Annotated in this window: 17 protein-coding genes; 12 read left to right on the top strand and 5 right to left on the bottom strand. The window is 47.5% G+C overall.

Annotation, left to right across the window (positions count from 1 at the left end; all coding sequences use genetic code 11):
• The first annotated feature begins 29 nt into the window (after positions 1–29).
• A complete protein-coding gene (locus H6F50_RS11330) occupies positions 30–638 on the top strand; it encodes a flavin prenyltransferase UbiX (protein ID WP_190410662.1) in 609 nt (202 codons plus the stop codon).
• Positions 639–716: 78 nt separating this feature from the next.
• Positions 717–1454: a LapA family protein gene (locus H6F50_RS11325; RefSeq protein ID WP_190428769.1), complete on the top strand. Its 738-nt coding sequence runs from the start codon at positions 717–719 to the stop codon at positions 1452–1454.
• A 129-nt stretch (positions 1455–1583) separates the two neighbouring features.
• On the opposite strand, the gene H6F50_RS11320 is transcribed toward H6F50_RS11325, so the two are convergent.
• Positions 1584–1775 carry a hypothetical protein gene (locus tag H6F50_RS11320; protein WP_190410913.1) on the bottom strand — a complete coding sequence of 64 codons (192 nt, stop codon included), beginning with the start codon at positions 1773–1775 and terminating at the stop codon, positions 1584–1586.
• 381 nt (positions 1776–2156) lie between these two features.
• Here H6F50_RS11320 and H6F50_RS11315 point away from each other — a divergent pair, with 381 nt between their 5' ends.
• Complete coding sequence (locus tag H6F50_RS11315) at positions 2157–3665, top strand: NB-ARC domain-containing protein (protein ID WP_190428768.1); 1509 nt, start codon at positions 2157–2159, stop codon at positions 3663–3665.
• A gap of 60 nt (positions 3666–3725) precedes the next feature.
• On the opposite strand, the gene H6F50_RS11310 is transcribed toward H6F50_RS11315, so the two are convergent.
• Positions 3726–3953 carry a hypothetical protein gene (locus tag H6F50_RS11310; RefSeq protein WP_190410665.1) on the bottom strand — a complete coding sequence of 76 codons (228 nt, stop codon included), beginning with the start codon at positions 3951–3953 and terminating at the stop codon, positions 3726–3728.
• Between the two features lie 270 nt (positions 3954–4223).
• On the opposite strand from H6F50_RS11310, the gene H6F50_RS11305 reads away from it, so the two are divergent.
• The 3 genes from H6F50_RS11305 (at position 4224) to argB (ending at position 7307) form a co-directional block, all read left to right on the top strand.
• Positions 4224–5675 (top strand): NB-ARC domain-containing protein, encoded by a 1452-nt coding sequence (locus H6F50_RS11305; protein ID WP_190428767.1) that lies wholly within the window; start codon positions 4224–4226, stop codon positions 5673–5675.
• Positions 5676–5748: 73 nt separating this feature from the next.
• Positions 5749–6324 carry a shikimate kinase gene (locus H6F50_RS11300; protein WP_190428766.1) on the top strand — a complete coding sequence of 192 codons (576 nt, stop codon included), beginning with the start codon at positions 5749–5751 and terminating at the stop codon, positions 6322–6324.
• A gap of 89 nt (positions 6325–6413) precedes the next feature.
• Positions 6414–7307 (top strand): acetylglutamate kinase, encoded by an 894-nt coding sequence (gene argB / locus H6F50_RS11295; protein WP_190410667.1) that lies wholly within the window; start codon positions 6414–6416, stop codon positions 7305–7307.
• 24 nt (positions 7308–7331) lie between these two features.
• Here the strand turns inward: argB and H6F50_RS11290 are convergent, their stop codons facing one another.
• Positions 7332–7892, bottom strand: a complete 561-nt coding sequence (locus H6F50_RS11290; RefSeq protein WP_190428765.1) for a hypothetical protein — start codon at positions 7890–7892, stop codon at positions 7332–7334.
• A 333-nt stretch (positions 7893–8225) separates the two neighbouring features.
• Here H6F50_RS11290 and H6F50_RS11285 point away from each other — a divergent pair, with 333 nt between their 5' ends.
• From H6F50_RS11285 to H6F50_RS11275, 3 genes are all read left to right on the top strand, one after another.
• Positions 8226–8750, top strand: a complete 525-nt coding sequence (locus H6F50_RS11285) for a tetratricopeptide repeat protein (protein ID WP_190410669.1) — start codon at positions 8226–8228, stop codon at positions 8748–8750.
• 291 nt (positions 8751–9041) lie between these two features.
• Positions 9042–10349 carry a metallopeptidase TldD-related protein gene (locus H6F50_RS11280; protein ID WP_190428786.1) on the top strand — a complete coding sequence of 436 codons (1308 nt, stop codon included), beginning with the start codon at positions 9042–9044 and terminating at the stop codon, positions 10347–10349.
• Positions 10350–10405: 56 nt separating this feature from the next.
• Positions 10406–11233 carry a DUF3153 domain-containing protein gene (locus H6F50_RS11275; protein ID WP_347277158.1) on the top strand — a complete coding sequence of 276 codons (828 nt, stop codon included), beginning with the start codon at positions 10406–10408 and terminating at the stop codon, positions 11231–11233.
• A gap of 65 nt (positions 11234–11298) precedes the next feature.
• Here the strand turns inward: H6F50_RS11275 and H6F50_RS11270 are convergent, their stop codons facing one another.
• Positions 11299–12666: a mechanosensitive ion channel family protein gene (locus H6F50_RS11270; protein WP_190428764.1), complete on the bottom strand. Its 1368-nt coding sequence runs from the start codon at positions 12664–12666 to the stop codon at positions 11299–11301.
• Between the two features lie 308 nt (positions 12667–12974).
• Between H6F50_RS11270 and H6F50_RS11265 the strand changes: the two genes are divergently transcribed.
• The 3 genes from H6F50_RS11265 to H6F50_RS11255 all read left to right on the top strand — a co-directional run bounded on the left by H6F50_RS11265 (position 12975) and on the right by H6F50_RS11255 (position 17342).
• Positions 12975–13667 (top strand): hypothetical protein, encoded by a 693-nt coding sequence (locus H6F50_RS11265; RefSeq protein ID WP_190428763.1) that lies wholly within the window; start codon positions 12975–12977, stop codon positions 13665–13667.
• A 92-nt stretch (positions 13668–13759) separates the two neighbouring features.
• Entirely contained in the window at positions 13760–14647 is an 888-nt protein-coding gene (locus H6F50_RS11260; protein WP_190428762.1) for an ADP-ribosylglycohydrolase family protein, read from the top strand.
• A 241-nt stretch (positions 14648–14888) separates the two neighbouring features.
• Positions 14889–17342, top strand: coding sequence for an HD family phosphohydrolase (locus H6F50_RS11255; protein ID WP_190428761.1), 2454 nt, complete (start codon positions 14889–14891; stop codon positions 17340–17342).
• 52 nt (positions 17343–17394) lie between these two features.
• Here H6F50_RS11255 and H6F50_RS11250 read toward each other — a convergent pair.
• On the bottom strand, positions 17395–17822 hold a 428-nt coding region (locus tag H6F50_RS11250; protein ID WP_190428760.1), incomplete at its 5' end, for an alpha/beta hydrolase.

The raw sequence follows: 17822 nt of genomic DNA, 5'->3' as shown, positions 1-17822 counted from the left end.
TTTAGCTAATTACCCATTACCTACTACTAATGACCAAACCCCTTATCCTCGGCATCACGGGTGCCTCTGGCTTAATTTATGCCGTACGTGCCTTAAAATTTCTGCTCCAAGCTGAGTACAGCGTTGAACTGGTTGCCTCCAAATCTACTTACATGGTTTGGCAGGCAGAGCAAACTATCCGGATGCCTGTAGAAGCAGTGGCACAGGAACTATTTTGGCGACAGCAAGCTGGAGTCGAAACGCAGGGTAAACTTTACTGCCATCCTTGGGGCGATGTGGGAGCCAATATTGCCAGTGGTTCCTTCCGCACCCTAGGGATGGTGATTATGCCGTGTAGTATGAGTACCGTGGCGAAACTGGCAGCTGGCTTAAGTTCCGACCTTTTGGAGCGAGCAGCAGATGTCCAACTCAAGGAAGGGCGGAAACTGGTTCTTGTGCCCCGCGAAACGCCCTTTAGCTTGATTCACCTGCGTAACCTGACGGCTTTGGCAGAAGCAGGTGCCCGAATTGTCCCAGCAATTCCTGCTTGGTATCACAATCCCCAAACAATTGAAGACTTAGTAGACTTTGTGGTGGCGCGTGCCTTAGATCAGCTAGATATTGACTGTATCCCGATTAACCGATGGGAAGGAAAATGAAAAATTAAAAATGTAAAATTGAAAATACAAGAAGAAATTCTGCATTTTTAAGCTTTAATTTTTAATTTTTAATAGATTATGCCTGCGATTCGGATTTTACTACTGATGTTGGTGCTAGGGTCCGTAGCACTACTTGCTTTACAAAATTTGTCGCCGGTGCTAGCGCTGGTATTTTTGGGTGCTAAGACGCAAGCGCTACCTGTAGGGGTTTGGATTTTGGCAGCGATCGCAACGGGTGCCCTGGTTGGCAGTTTCTTACAATTGTTGAGCTATCTACAACGGCGTCCCTTACAAGCACGCATCCGCAAACTAGAAGCTACAGAACCCCCTCGTGCCAACCAGTCGCGGCGGGAAACTGCCCAATCTACCTATACCACTCAACAAACCTCTACCACTCAACAAACCAGTTACACCCCTCCCCCTCCGCCAGAGCCAACGAATACCGATGCAGATGGAGATGACTGGGAAGAGGAGGTTGCGGAGGATGATGATTGGGGGGATGAATCGGAGGAACCGCGCGATCGCACTCCAATCCGACCACCGTTTGCAAAAGAATCTGTAGAAGAACGTACAACCTACGAGCGTCAGCAAGAACCGAAAAGCGCCTCTCGATCGGGTTCCGTCTATTCTTACAGCTACCGGGAACCGCGCAATTCTGGGGTGGGAAAAACTGAAGCCGTTTATGATGCCAGTTATCGGGTGATTACCCCGCCCTATCAGGAACCTGAACCTGTACGGAAAACCAATCCGGATGAGGACGACTGGGGATTTGAAGACGAGGACGACGAGTTTGACACTGATTGGAAGAACCGATAAGCCTAGAGGGTGACTTTTTTTTGCGAGGGTTTCCCTCAACCCCTCTCCGGGGAAGCATTCACACGCTTTATTATTTTGACTCCTGAATTCTCAAGTCATTAACCCCAAGAATTAACTCTAAACTACTGGTTATAACCGCATCAGTTCGCGCGATTGCTGCTTGACAAGACCTGTCATTGCGGCTTTCTGCAAGGTCATGAAGGCATTAAAATCCTCATTGTCATACTTTTTTCTTAATAACTGTCGCAGTTGATCTTCAGCTTCAACGGTTAAATATCCAATAGTCAGTGCTTGTTCGACAAGTTCGCGGATGAGCATCATAATTTTTCACCAACTCAATCAATACCAGGAGAAACCATTAGGTTTTGAAATAGGGAATTCACGTCAGTTAATTTACGGATGCCTTTTCTGAGGCAGGGCAATATAATTGAGCCGCAGGGTAAGCTAATGCCGTTAAAACCTAGGAAAACCATCGCTTCACCTCTTTTCTCCCTCTCAAAAACTGTGAAATTTTAATGAACTTTAGATGAAAGTTAGATAAAGTCTCCCTAAAATTTAAGGATAGCCAAAATATTAAAGAAACTTCATCTAACAATCGTTATTAAATTCGTTAGAACTTCATCGTAACTTCGTTAGGATTTCATAATTAATCCGTTAGAATCAGGCGTTGACAGCCTTTATTGAGGTTAGCAACGCGAGAGAATGGTATCAACTGTTGAGCGGCAGGACGACGAGTTTACAGAAGCAGCAAATAATTGGCATTTGGAGAAGCTTTATCTAGATTTAGCATCTGCCAAAGGAAGGAGTTTGACGCCAGTTGAGAAGAAATTCTTAAGAGGATTGTTGTGTGGCTATAGTCCAGCAGAAATAGCAGACACTGTCTACAAAAGTCGCACTAGCAGTGCCGTTAGAGTTTACTTATCGAATGGGCTGTACAAATACATTCAAGAACTCCTGATTCGCCAGACGGGTGACGTTATAAAAATCAAGAACTGGAGCCGCGTCACCAACTTGCTCTCAAAAGCTGGATATAAAATAGATTTCGCTAACGTATCCGAACACGGTCAAGCTGAGACATCTGCCATCGGGACGGCGATCGCTTCCCAGGATTGGGAAGAAGTGATTGATGTAGCAGCTTACTACGGTTGCGAGGAAGAACTGGCAACCTTAGAGCAGTGGATTGTCCACGACAGCTGCCGCTTAGTGGCATTGTTGGGGATAGGGGGAATCGGGAAAACTGCTCTTGCTGTAAAGCTAGCAGAACAGATTCAGCAAGATTTTGAGTTTGTCATTTGGCGATCGCTACGTCATGCTCCATCAGTTCAAGATTTGGTGGCAAACTTGGTTCAATTTCTGTCTCAAGGACAGGAAATCATCGGTGACGCAACCGCAGACGAGGGAATTTCCCTACTGATGGCTTATCTGCGATCGCACCGCTGTCTGATCGTCCTCGATCGAGCTGAGGAAGTTTTATCTCCTATCCAACACGCTGGATACTATCGTCCCGAATATGAGGGATATGGGGAACTGTTCCGACGTCTGGGAGAAGAACGCCATCCTAGCTGTCTGGTTCTCACCAGTCGGGAGAAACCGAAAGAAATTGCATCCTTAGAAGGGGAAAACTTACCCATTCGTTCCTTAGAACTAAGGGGGTTGTCAGCATCCGATGGACAAGAGTTACTGCAACTCAAAGGTTTAGTTGGCTCAACCGAAGAATGTAGAGTCCTGATCAACCGCTATGCGGGAAATCCGCTAGTCCTGAAAATTGTAGCAACGACGATTCAAGATGTCTTTGACGGGAATATCACCGACTTTTTAGCAGAAGGGTTGGTTGTCTTTGGGGATATCCGAGATCTATTAGATCGGCAGTTCAATCGCCTCTCGGACTTAGAAAAAAAAGTAATGTACTGGCTGGCAATTCGTCACAAGTTAATTCCTATACGTTCCTTGCGAGACGAGGTGGTGCCGGGAGTATCGAAACGGCAGCAGCTAGAAGCAATGGAATCTTTGCGACGGCGATCGCTGATTGAAAAAACCTCGAATAATTTCACCTTGCCACCTGTTGTCAGGGCGTATCTCGCTGACAAATTAGTTGAGCAGATTTGTGAAGAAATGACGACTAAAGATGTGGCTCTTTTATTAAGCTTGGGGCTAATTAACGCTCCATCTGGGAGATACGAAACCAACCGTCGTCTAACCTTACCGGGTTAACATTACCGGGTTAATAAAGGGCTGGAAAGGACGATTTTTCGCCAATGCTTGGCTTAGCCGCTAGCATCTCCCACAGGAAAGTCGCTGAGAAAGGGCGAGTTCGCGGGACTCTTGCCTCACTTGACCCAGCATTGCAGCTTGCTGCAACTGCATAAAAGCGTTGAAGTCTTCTAATCCATACTTAGTTGTTAAAAGTCTCCGCAGCTGTTCTTCGGCTGCAACAGTTAAGTAGCCTGTACTCAAAGCGTGTTGGACGACTTCGCGGATATTGCTGAGGTTATTTTTCATGGTAGAACACCCAACTTTGATGATCCTAAGTGAGATTACCGTGCTTCACAATTTAACCTTATTAGGCAACCGTAACATTACTGAAATTGAAACAAAGCAATTATAGGGTAATTTCAAAGTAATTCAAAGCCAAGTTGGTTGCTCAAGTTAATAGTTTGCAGGATTTTGTTGATACAAAGCTCCAAATTTTGTCAGAAATACGCAAAAAGGTCTATCGGTATCTATATGGCTGGTGGATTTGACCTCAGAAGAGATAACAGTAACGTTTTTTTGTCCGCAAGCTTAAAGAAAAAGCTACACGAAGAATTCAACAGAAAGTACAAGCCTGAAGGCAAGCGTGCCTTAATGCAAGAATTTTTGAGTGCGTGGCGGAAACAACTCAATACACTTGAACCCTCCCGCCAAGCTTTACAAGCGATTTTGAACTCGGAGAGCCGCCAAACCTGCGAGTATCGGATTGCCAATGGCTTATGTCATCTGTTATTGAACTGTTCCTATGATGAATGGAGCGAGTTTTCTAAGAATGCTCCGGACAATTCTCAGAGCTTGCTATCCTGTCCAATCGGGGAACAGGTCGTTCCTCAAGACTCCTTGTCTACTACTCCTGGTACAAGATGCTGGGAGGAGAATGGAACCCTCAACGCCCCAGCCGAAGCACCACTAGAGCGGGGCAAAAAACGCCAGCGGGGCTTGTTTATCCCCAATCCGCGATGTCGAATGGTGTGGGGGCGAGAAAGCTTCATTCAAGAAGTATTGAACCGCCTAGACGATCCCGCCGAACTCTCTATTTTTTCCCTCAGCGGCAGTCCAGGGTATGGCAAATCTGAAGCTGCCAGCCAAATTGCGAAAGAAGCACTCGACAGAAATCTGTTCGCGGATGTGGTGTGGGTGACAGCGAGGCAAAGTGAGTGGGTGGATGGTTACATCAGCCAGGAAAAGCAGTTTGAGGCGCTGACGTGGAAGAAATTTTTAAATGAAATTGCGCATCAACTGGATTGTCCCCCTGAGCGAGTTCACCAGCGTTTGAGAGCAGAGAAATTGCTTGTCGTCTTGGATAATGCGGAGACCGCACAAGTTGAAGATATTCTGGCGAACCTTATCAAAATGCTCAACCCCAGTCGGGCACTGATTACCAGCCGACACCGAACTAAACCTCCCTATGTAAGATTAATTGAAATCCCAGGACTCGAAGAAAGATGGTCGTCTAAATTGTTGGAGGATGAGGCAAAATACAACAACATTTCGGTAATCAAGCAGGCAAGCAACGAACAGCTTTATCAAATGCATCAATTGTCTTGCGGCGCACCCTTAGCACTGCATTTCCTGGCTGGGCGAGTATTCCACGATCAAGCACTTGAGCCAATCTTGTCGGAATTAAAGCTTGCCAGCCGACAAGTTGAGACGTTCTACCGCTTCTGTCTGGAGGCAGCGTGGCAGCGAATCAATGTGGCAGCAAAAAGTGTACTGCGTTATATGGGCGGGGTAGATGTAACGGTTAGCAGAGCCGAGTTGTCTCAAGTTGGGGAATTGTTGGATTCAGAGTTGGATGCGGCACTGGCGGATCTGAGACGATGGTATTTGATTGAAGACGTACAAGATGAGCTAGGCAATCCCCGCTACGATCTGCATCCTTGGGTGAGAAGCAGCGTGCGTGGAGGATTGGTAGAAAAGTGGCAATCGTCGCTGGAAGACTTGGATAAAGATAGCTACCGGGAAATTTGATATGTAGGTAAAAGAGTTAATTTCTTCCGTTGATGGTTACACTAGGACAGCGATCGCTCTGGCAATTGTAAATATGGAAAAAAGCAATCAGAACCTACGCGACCGACTCAAGGGCATCAATGTCTATCTGATTGGCATGATGGGTGCGGGAAAGACAAGCGTAGGACGCTTATTGGCACAGCATCTGGATTATCACTTTTTCGATACCGACGCGGTGATTGAGCAAGTTGCGAAAAAATCGATTAATGAGATTTTTGCCAGTGACGGCGAAGAAAGCTTTCGGAAGCTGGAAAGCCAAGTGCTGTCCGAATTGTCGGCTTATACGAAGTTAGCGATCGCTACTGGCGGCGGTATTATCCTGAAGCGAGAAAATTGGAGCTATCTCCAACACGGTCTCGTCGTATGGCTGGATGTCCCTGTGGAACTTTTAGTCGCCCGTTTGCAAAACGATACCACCCGACCTCTGTTAAAAAACGCTGACATCGCGACCGAATTCCCAAAGCGGTTTGAGCAACGAAAACCGCTGTACGCCCAAGCCGACCTGCACATCACTGTTGGCGAGGGGCAAACTCCCGAACAAATTGCGACGCAAGTAATTGAAGCGATTCCCGCAGTTCTTAAGCCAAAGCCAGACAATAACGGTCAGTAAAACTGGAAACAGCCGCCTCTAATCGTGCCGCAGACGCCAGTATGCACTAAACTTCTAGAAAACGATTACTGGCATCATCCTGCTAAGCAATGCTTAACGATAGCGAATACCTCAAGAAAGCTGAAGCGACTCGCGTTCGAGTGCTAAGCGAAGCACTACCCTACATCCAGCAATTTGCCGGTCGCACCGTTGTCGTTAAATACGGCGGCGCGGCGATGAAAGACGCTTCGCTCAAAGATAAGGTAATGCGCGACATTGTATTCTTATCCTGTGTAGGCTTGCGTCCCGTCGTGGTACATGGCGGTGGTCCAGAAATAAACTCTTGGCTGGGTAAACTGGGAATCGAACCCCAATTTAAAAATGGCCTGCGTGTAACCGATGCCGCCACAATGGAGGTGGTGGAAATGGTTTTAGTGGGTCGGGTCAATAAAGAAATTGTCTCCTTAATTAACCGTGCTGGCGGTTCCGCTGTTGGACTTTGCGGCACAGATGGCAACTTGATCAAAGCCCGTCCAGAAGGGGTAGAGGGCATTGGTTTTGTGGGAGAAGTGAACAGTATTGATATCAAGCTTTTGCAGTCGCTGGTCAGTAGTGGATATATCCCTGTAGTGTCTAGCGTGGCAACCGATGACAGTGGACAAGCCTATAACATCAATGCGGATACCGTAGCTGGGGAACTTGCGGCGGCTTTGGGGGCAGAAAAGTTGATTTTGCTCACAGATACAGCAGGGATCTTGCAGGATTACAAAGATCCCTCTACTCTGATTGCCAAAGTGGATATCGCCGAAGCGAGGCGTCTAATTGAAAAGGGTATCGTGGGTGGTGGGATGATTCCCAAGGTGAAATGTTGCGTGCGATCGCTTGCTCAAGGCGTTCGGGCTACTCATATTATTGACGGTCGTATTCCCCACGCACTGCTATTAGAAATTTTCACCGACGCCGGTATCGGCTCGATGATTATCGCCTCTGAGTTTATGACTTAGGGTTTATGACTTAGGCGTGCGCGATTAACGAATAATAATCTGCCTGGGTTGGTTGAAGCGTCTGCGATTGCCTCGCGGATTCACAATCACTGGATTAATCAGGATAGAATCCCGAATCTGGGGATTGATTAAGGTGGGGTTGATCAGTGTCGAGTTGTTGACTCTTCTGTGCGATCCCACCGGGTAGCTGGGATAACTCGGATAGGAGTTGGGATAACCCTGGTAATAGTCGGGATAACTCGGATAGGAGTTGGGATAACCCTGGTAATAGTCGGGATAACTCGGATAGGGATTGGGATTGACTCGATAGTAATTACTCGATCCGCGATCGCTCATCCCCGTCGTTGGGTTTATCGGAATCGGACTGGGAATCGGACTGCCATAAACAAAGCTACCCGACGGCGGCTGGATAACTCCATGCTGGGGAAATCCATAAGTAGGCACGCCTTGCTGAATGATTAATTGTGCCTTGGCTGGGGAAATCGCCCCTGTTAGTACCGTAATGCCCAGCGTCAAGGGTGCTAAGCCGGTAGCAAGGCAAAACCGATGAAAACGATGCAACGGCAGAGGTAGGGTTTTAAGCATGGTTTTACATCCTAATCTTTTGGATGGTGCTAAGTATGAAATTTTGAATGACTTCTTAAGATAAACCCTGGCAAGGCGAGGAAAATTCCCCTCGTTGATTCACCCGAACGGGTGATGTTGAAACAACGAAACAGAAACCACCCGTTACAGACGATAAATCTTCCGAGCTGGCAGCTTGCAATTTTTGTCTTTGGATGCTCTCGAAAACCCTGGCAAAAGCAATTGATTTTAGCCGTCTTGATTACAGGATAATCTGCTTCGCTAAAATTTAAAGAGGCTATCGGTGATGACGTACAAAGCACAAAAAAGTTCTCTTTAAATTCGATTGGCACAGTGAATTCAGAAACCCAGGAAATTATTAGAACCGAGTACCAGACTGGCACAGCAGCATTTGAGCGAGGAAATTACCGCCAGTCAGTGCAGCATTTAGAGAAGGCAAGTAGCTTGGTGACTCGAAACTCCCGATTGGGAGGAGAAATCTTGATTTGGCTGGTGACGGCTTACGAAGCAGCAGGACAAACAACAGAAGCGATCGCCCTCTGCAAACAGCTGCGACATCATCCCGATCCACAAACTAGCAAGCAAAGCCGTCGCTTACTCTACATTATGGAAGCCCCGCAACTCAGCAGGCGTCCAGAATGGTTGACAGAGATTCCCGATCTCACAACTCTCGCTGACAGCGAACCGGAATTTCGCCGGGGGAGCAATCTTCAGGGTGCTACGAAAACTCCTCAAAAGCGTCCAGAACCGGAACCCATCGATCTCAGCCAAGTAAATACCAAGGACAATTTGTTTATTTGGGTTGCCTTGGTTGCCATTGGTTTGACACTCGGTGGATTAGCTTGGTTTAATTTTTGAACGCTAATTTTATCTGTGATTGGGTTCTTGTTTGGCTTCCCGCAAACCTTTTTTTATGCCCAATATGGCGTGACTGGACGGGCTTTCCTAAGTTGGGAAAATTCATCTAATCGCAAATTTAGCTTCTGTTTGAGTTGTTGAGGAGATTTTTCTCCAATTAAAAGTCGTAGAACAATTAGCAGCAGTCGGTAAACTTCCTGTCTGTCTTTACAGCGGTATTTAGGGCAGTAGTGCGACGAGTCCCTCTGGTAGCTTTAAGATGGTATGGGTGAAGCGGGAGAACCTGAGATGGTGACTGATGCGACGCTGGAGCAGATTCTGAAATTGGCGAAGGGACGAACCGACTCCGCTGAGGTTTACTATCTATCAAGCCAAGACACACCAGTTGAGTTTGAAAACAATCGCTTAAAATCCCTGCAAACCAAAGCACTGCAAGGAGTCGCGCTGCGGGTGCTACACGAGGGGAGGCTGGGTTTTGCCAGTTCCACAGACTTGACGCGGCTGGAAGATTTGGTGGATGCTGCCGTACAAACTTCAGAAATTGGCGACAAGGCTGAGTTTGAATTTGCGGCGGGCGTACAGGTGACGGAACCCGAAAAAAAATACACGCCACCAGCAACTCAGGAATTAGTGGAAGTAGGCGATCGCTTAATTTCTCAAATCCACAACTACAACTCCGATATTCTGGTAGATGTGGGGTTCCACGTCCGGACAAATAACGTAAAAATTGCAACCAGTGCGGATGTCTACGCCTCGCGCACCAGCCAGGTTGTTAGTGCCAGCCTTTCGGGGAATTTGGTACGGGGTGAAGATTTTCTCCAGGTTTATAGCTCCGATATTGCCCGTGAAGGCGTCCCAGATTTTAATCGCCTTCTAGAAGATTTGTTACGAAAATACGCTCTAGCAGAGCAGCCAGCGACCATTCAGAGCGGATCTTTCCCCGTTCTGTTTAATCCTAGAGCCGCCGCTAGTGCCATCGGACGCTTATTTAAGACGGTTCTCTCCGGTCAAAGTATCGTCCAAAAAGCCTCTCCTCTCGTCGGTAAACTGGGCGAAACCCTCTTTGACGAACGCTTAAATTTATTTGAAGACCCCAGCATCGGGCCATCTGCCTGTGCTTTTGACGATGAAGGCACGCCCACCCGTCGCAAAGTGTTTGTTGAGAAAGGCACAGTGAAAGAATTTTACTGGGATCGGCGCTGGGCAGCCAGGGCTGGCTGTGAGTCAACAGGAAACGGCTTTCGGGGTGGTTTGTCGCGTCCCAGCCCAGAGTTAGTAAATCTCTGCTTTGCGCCTGGGAAGACATCGACAGCGGATTTAATTGCCAGCATGGATGAGGGGGTGATTGTGGATCAGGTTCTCGGTGCTGGACAGTCGAATCAAATGGCGGGAGAGTTTTCTGTCAATCTGGATTTAGGCTACAAGGTAGAAAAAGGTCAGATTGTCGGTCGAGTCAAGAATACGATGGTGGCTGGTAGTATTTTTGAGGCGTTTAAAAATTTGGTGGATTTGGGCGATAAGCCGGAATGGGTAGGCGGGGGTAGTTTCTTGCCGAGTTTGTTGTTCCAGCAGTTGGGTGTAGCGGCGCGGCAAGGGTAACGAACGACTTCCGGCACGAGAGAAGGCAACCAGAGAAGTAAGGAGGAGAGAAAGGCGTGAAGTTAGCTGTGTTGAGTCAGAGTGCGAGGGGTGCTTTCGGTAAAGTATTGCCGAAAATGCGGGTTCTTTGGGCGATGCTGTTAGCGGTCGTATTGCTGTCGGGCTGCGTTCAGTATGATGCTGGGGTGAGGTTCGAGAATCCGAACCGTGGCGAGATTGTCCAGCATATCAAGTTGGGCGAACAACTGACGGCATTGAGCAGCGAGCAGGCACAGGAATGGTTAGATAGCCTTCAGCGTCGGGCGCGACAATTGCAAGGGAAAACGAAGCGCATCTCAAACCAGGAAGTTGTGGTGACAATTCCGTTTGCTAGCGGTGCGGAACTGGAAGAGAAGTTTAACCAGTTTTTTAATCCCCCGGCAAAGAAAGGTTCTCAGGCGGTGACAGAGACAGATTTACCAAAGATTAATTCCCACCTGAGTCTGAGACAGGGGAATTTCCTGTTCTGGATACGGAATCACTTAAGCTACGATTTGGATTTGCGATCGCTCGGCGTTCTTTCTACTAACGGTAACGTTATCGTTAGTCCCGGTTCGCTGTTCGATTTGGACTTTAGCTTGAGAACCCCTTGGGGGGCGCGGAGTGTTGAGAAGGCGGAGAATGCACTCAACCCAGTTATCTCAGAGAAAGGACATCTGTTAGTTTGGACGCTCAAACCAGGTGAAGTGAACCATGTTGAGGCGGTATTCTGGCTTCCCAGTCCCCTCGGTATTGGTACCCTCGTGATTATCTTGTTAGTAGTAGCAGGGTTTTATTTGAAATACAACCGAGGCAAGGGAAGCGGTGTTAGTTCTACACCCCCATCTGTGCCACAGGTGCCGTAAAAAAGCGATCGCGCTTTATTCGGAGCTAACAATTCGGAGCTAACAGACTGGGAGCCTAGAACAGCTTACTTGCCGTTCGGAAGCCGCTTCTGGGAATCCCAGTCGCTGGGATAGACATCAGCCTCAGTCTGCGATTTGCGTACCAACAATGTATAAATTTCGGTGGGTATTTCAATCTCCGCTTTGTGCAAGGCTTCTTTAATCGCCTCATTTGCTTTAGAAGTGGTTTCTAAAAACTCCAAACGCCGAGAATTCACCCAAAAGCGGATTTCCAAATTCACCTTTCCAGAATCCAGTTCCCGGACAAGGACTTCTGGCACTGGTTTTGGCTGCACGCCTTTGACTTTAAGAACGGCATCAGTAATCACTTGTTTAGCAGTAGAGATATTGGCACCATAGGCAATGCCAACTGTAACCGAACTGCGGCGGTGCTTGAAAGCTGTGTTATTGATAATGCTGGCAAGGAAAACTTCTTGATTCGGGATATACACTTTCCGCCCATCATAGGTATTTAGAGTAGTTGCCCGCAGTTGGATTTGGGTAACGGTTCCCTCAAATTCCTTGATCGTCACTTGATCGCCTAACCGAAAAGGTCGGGCGGCAAGTAAAATCATCCCGGAAATGTAGTTACTGAAAACCTCTTTGAGGGCGAAACCAATCGCGACGCTGGTAAGTCCCAATGCCCCCAGCAAAGCCCCAATGTCAAGCCCCAAGACACCTAGAGCGATGACAGAGCCAATAACCCAGACTCCACCGTATCCCACTCGCCCCATCAGAATTTCAGTGCTGCGATCGCCTTCTGTCTCTTTCTGCGCCCATTTTAAAGCAATGTAACGCACGCCTCTAGCACCTACCCAGGTGATGCCAACGACGACCAATGCCCCTAAAATTAAGGGCAAGCTGCTGATGGCGTCCCGTACCAGATCGCGCACGGTAAGATAAAGTCGCTGTCCAACATCAATGGCTAGGGGCGGTTTTTTGAAAGCTTGATTTAATTGATTCGCCCATTTCTCGCCAAGCACCTCTACAGACACCCCAAAGTCGCGGGCGTCCTGTTGAGTTACTGACATTAAGACTCGGTTATTGAGTTGTAAGGTGGCTATCTTCCGTGGATTGTCTGGTTTAACGGTGACTTGCCCCAAAGCCTCTGATTGCAGCAGTATACTGGCAATCCGCCGATTGATAATTTGCGATCGCTCTTGAGCGCTGATTCCCGATAAACTACCTACTTGAAAAACTGGGCGTCCTCTGACAACAACATCAGCAAAATATTGTTCTTCAGTTGAAATCCTTACGGGTGTGGATTTTGGCGAGGTAGCCTCCTGGGCAAGCCCAGATGGAATGGTAATGAAGAAAATGCTGGTAATGACAATTAAAATCTGGAGTCGCTGTGAGCCTTGCTGCCCAGTGCAACGATGAAAAAGAATTTTCATATCCATTCCGAAGGACGACCAAATTTAGCATAATTCGCGCATTTGGCATCTGAATTCTTACTATAGATAGGGAATCTTACTCTAAGTTTCAGTTGTTGCATTTCTCTTCCCCATACTTGACTTGTTTTCCGTCTATAAAATTTGATGAGCGATCGCTTGGTGTTCGTTATTCATTTTTTTATCTATCTTTAGGCGGATGAAAATACTTGATAATTAAAACTATTTTTTTTTAGTAAACTGCAACACTGAATAGTCTTACTCGCTCTGCTACTCTGTTGAAACAAAAATTATTTTAATGGAGAAGCGCAGTGCACACTTCAACAAAATCCTATCTTCCAGAAGAGCTATGTAAGGCTCCAGATTATCATTTAGCTGAGAATTACCCAAAAGATTTACCAGAAGTTGAAATAGGTTCTACTAAATCTAAATACTTAGACTCCCTAGCACCCATTAGTGCTGTGCAAGTTTTTGAAGACATACCAGGTATAAAAAAATCTACTTTCTCATTTGATACAGAGACAGAGACTTCCTTTGAAGTTTGGACTATTCTACCCAACAGGGTATTACTTCCCGAAGATTTAGCGTTTCTCAAGCAAGACAAGCATCGGGTAGAATTAATCGCGAAACAACTGGTTGAAATTGGTAATTCTTGGCTGAATTCACGAATTTTTGACAAAAAAATAAAAGTTCAAAGTTGGGAAGATATTCTAAGTATTTTGGACAAGTATGAATATGCTTATGATTTAATCGATATTATTGAAGTTCCTTATAAAATTAGTAAAACAAATTTACAAAACGAATCTAGTGAAAAAGCTAAATATTGGAGTATTTCTCCGCCGAGTTGGAATATTTCCCTGAAGAAAACTCGCAGTTTTAATGGATGTTATATCGTCGATGACTACAATTCATCTTATAATTTCTCGATAGAAGTTTGGATAGGCATTCCTTTTTTGAAAAATATCCAAACAGGAGAAGTCATTACAAGAGAAAATTTTCAGTGAAGATGCGATTCTACTGGGGAGACGGTAGACTATAGCACGGCAGATGTTGAGAGAACGCTGTCTAAGTCGCGATCGCCTCTACGATAGAAATCATGCGCTACTCTCTGTTAAGTCGGTTTCGCGGCACCTTGTTGGGCGCTGCATTCGGGGATTTCACCCCTTTGAGCAAAAAACAGTCTCAGCAGCCTACTAGCTGGGGCAAAATGGCGGTTTGGGGTGCAGAAAGCTTAATTGAGCGGGGTAAATTCGATTTCGCAGATTGGCGTCACCTCACGGAAAAATTTGTGGAGATAGAGGCGAACAGTGCTAACGCGCCTACGCCAGGAGCGATTATTGCCACACTGCCGATTGTGCTGTTCTCCCATGAATATAAAGCCAAACTGCGGCAAAATTTAGAACAAGTTGTCAGCATCTGGCAAGATGAGCCAGAGTTAAGAGATGGGGCGTTAGCAGTGGGATACGCGATCGCTCAATGCCTTCGAGAAAAACTCAATCGGGCTACTTTGATTCCCAAAACCCTTGCCTTCTTAGGAGATTCCCAGACGCCTCTGGTGCAACAATTAGAGCAAGTCCAAATTTTATTAGCAGAAAATGCGAGCTTAGAATTGGCTCGTACTCAACTATGTCGGAATGCCCAGCCTCAGAGTACCCCCATCGCTCTGGGTTTTTACTGCTTCCTCAGTACTCTAGAAGATTTTCGCCTGAGTGTCGCCCGTGCTGCCCGTAGCGGCTACCAACCCCCGATTACCTGCGCGATCGCGGGTGCTTTATCGGGAGCGTATAACAGTACAGTGGGCATTCCTGCGGGATGGCGGCTATCTTGGAATCAACCTAAGTGGGGAATCGCCTCAGATGCTCAGTTGTTTCAACTAGCAGACAATCTCCTTGCTGTTTGGTCTGGTGTTTATGATGCCTCAACAGCAAAGCAAGTCCAGCAAATAAGCGCCGTAGCAGCGCCCCATGTAATTCAACGGCGTTAATTTTTTTTAATACCAGCGATCGCTACTCCATGCAAGCTAAGCTGGTCAAAGAAAATTAAATTTAATCGGATAAATCCCCCAAGGGGGATAGGCAATTTGGGCAGTGTTTTGTAAGGTAGGATGAAGCCAACAAAGGGGTGCCATTAAGGGTAAAGATTGCTGTAAGGTGCCTTTTATGAATGCCAATCTACTTTTCGCTACCATCACTCCTGTCGCCTAAAACGACAGCCATACTATAAACATGAAGACGCTTCAGTCATTGACGCACCAGCTTGATCAATGGCGGCGGACGTACCAGCCCCTTCGCAGTCTTTTACCATCCCGACTTTTTGATTCGCCTGCCGCTATACCAGGGCAAGGTCTAGGATTAGGTCTTGGCGCTACTCTCCAAAACCGCAGAAACCGTCCTCGGATTGTTTGGCTGCTGGCAGTGGTGTCCCTCACCGGAACAATGGGGCAGCGCTACTACAATGCGCCAAAGCTCGCCGTCGGCAAGATAGCACCGCAGACGATTCGGGCAACCTTTGACGCTAATGTCGTAGATACTTTCACCACAGAAGAAAAACGGAAGGCAGCCCGCACAGGTGCCGTGCCCGTCTTGACGATCCAGCAAGACGTAACCGAACAAGTTTACGATGATTTGGAGCGATCCCTTCGTACCGCCGACGACCTCCGACAACTAGCCGGTTCTTTTCCAATGGTTCCGACTGCCATATTGTCTGCTGCCACTCAGATTGACCTCCGCAAGTGCGCGGAGTGGGAGTGGCGCTCTATATTGGCAGCGGTGGACACTGACATGAAAGTGAATCAACCCCAGTCAGGGTTATTGCCAGATGCCAACGGTCAATCGAATATTTCCGCAACACCTGCTGTCGCCGAACTCCAAGCTTACCACCAGGCCGCAAGTCCTCAAGATTTTTTAGCCCTAATAAGCACGATTAACCAAGCCCGCGCGCAATACGCCAAAGCTGTCGCCGCCTTCTCAGATGGCAATCCAGAAAGGCGCTACGATGCCTCCCTGCTTGACTTGTCAAATGAAGCTTGGCAGCAAACAAAAACCGGCATCCCCCAGGTTGCCGAACGGATGCTCACCCAAGGGATTCCCCCAGGCTTGCCTGACAGTATCTTACAGCAAGCGTTGAGAGTGCAAATGAATTTGCTCGTTCCCCCGGAAGCTGAGCCGGTGGCAACCCAAATGTTGCTCTGGGGACTGCGCCCCAACTTAATAGAAGATCCAGAACAAACGAAACAACTGGCAGAACAGGCAGCAAAAGCGGTGGCACTGCAAACGATCGCAGTTCGGCAGGATGAGGTGATTGTCCGCGCCGGTGAAACCATCTCCCAGGCAGATTTTGTGCTGTTAGAGTATTTTCAATTAAGCCGCCGGAGCCTTAGCTGGTCTGGATTGATTGGTTTTGGAATTCTGGTCACGGGTGGCGTGTGTACGTTCTGGCGGGTGGAACGGCGATTTAATCCCCAAATCCGGCAACGAGATCACTTGCTGATATTGCTGCTGACTTTGAGTACGCCAGTGCTAGTGAGTTTGGGTATTCGCTATACGAATTTGCCAGCAGTTGGTTTATTGGTGGGCAGTTTCTACGGTTCTGCGTTGGGTGTCACCGTTGTGGGACTGCTGGGTGGCGTGTTATCGGTTAGCCTGCCCATTACTTGGGATTGTTTGGTGGCGGGTGCTGCGGGTGGAATTATGATGAGCTTACTGGCAGGGAAAATGCGATCGCGCGAAGAACTCGCTTTCCTTGGCGTTGGCGTCGGATTAACTCAAGGCACTGTCTACCTGATTGTAAATCTGATTCTCGGTGCCGCAACGGGTTCAATTTGGTACACCGTACTCCAAGAAGCTGCCTTATGCGGTTTTTCCGGTTTAGCGTGGAGTATTGTGGCGCTGGGTCTGAGTCCCTATCTAGAACACGTCTTTGACTTGGTGACGCCGATTCGTCTGGCGGAACTCGCGAACCCCAACCGTCCCTTATTGAAACGTTTAGCCGCTCAAGCTCCGGGAACTTTTCAACATACGCTGTTCGTTTCCACCCTAGCAGAAGCCGCAGCGCGGGAACTGGGCTGCAATGTGGAACTCGTTCGAGCCGGTACTTTATACCACGATATTGGGAAAATGCACGATCCATTAGGATTTATTGAAAATCAGATGGGCGGTCCCAACAAGCATGATGAAATTAATGACCCCTGGAAGAGTGCTGAGATTATTAAAAAGCACGTAACTGAAGGCATGGTGATGGCGCGGCGATGCCGGTTGCCCAAAGCAATTCAGGGGTTTATCCCGGAACATCAGGGAACAATGTTGATTGCCTATTTTTATCACCAAGCGCAGCAGATAGCCGAGAAAGACCCCACTAAAATTGTGAGGGAAGAAGATTTCCGCTATGATGGCCCGATTCCCCAGTCGCGAGAAACGGGGATAATGATGTTGGCAGATTCCTGTGAGGCAGCATTGCGATCGCTTAAAGATGCAACTCCAGAACAAGCCCTCTCCATGATTAACAAAATTCTCCGCGCTCGTTGGCAAGACAGCCAGTTAGCTGAGTCTGGGTTAACGCGAGAAGAATTATCCCGCATTGCGGAAGTTTTCGTCCAAGTCTGGCAACAATATAATCACCAACGCATTGCTTATCCCAAATTCACGGTTAGCTCAGACAAAGGATGTAAAGCATCCGTTTAATAGAAGACTATTCGCGTAGCTAGACTCTCCTCGCGGATTGAGAAAAACACACTTATCTATTAACTGCTGACAAATAACCTTGAAGCAGTCCAATCAACACTTCTGGCTGCTCCAAATGAGGTAGCACTCCCGTTCCCGCAATTGGCTGAAACCGGCGAATTGCTTTTGGATTCAGTCCAGCCAAACGCTTGCCCAGATTCACACTGATAAATTGTGCCTGTTCACCCCACAGGATAAAAGTCGGCACCGTCAATTGCTGGATATACAGGGCAAGGTCAAAATAAAGGTCGCCCCGCAAAAATGCCAGCGCTGCGTATTCCCCATTTGGCTGCTGCGCTGACGCCAAATAAGCCTCTACTATCTCTTCAGACAATCGTTCTTGCTTAGTAAATAGGAAGCGTTCTAGAAAACTCCGCACCGCCACGTCGTTTGTCGCCCCAAGCGTATAAATTAGCTTATCTAACAGCGGCGTCCCAATTA

The sequence above is a fragment of the Coleofasciculus sp. FACHB-712 genome, from assembly GCF_014695635.1.
GTDB lineage: Bacteria > Cyanobacteriota > Cyanobacteriia > Cyanobacteriales > FACHB-T130 > FACHB-T130.
The sequence above is the reverse complement of the archived record's forward strand: the minus strand, read 5'-3'. Positions and strand labels throughout refer to the sequence as shown.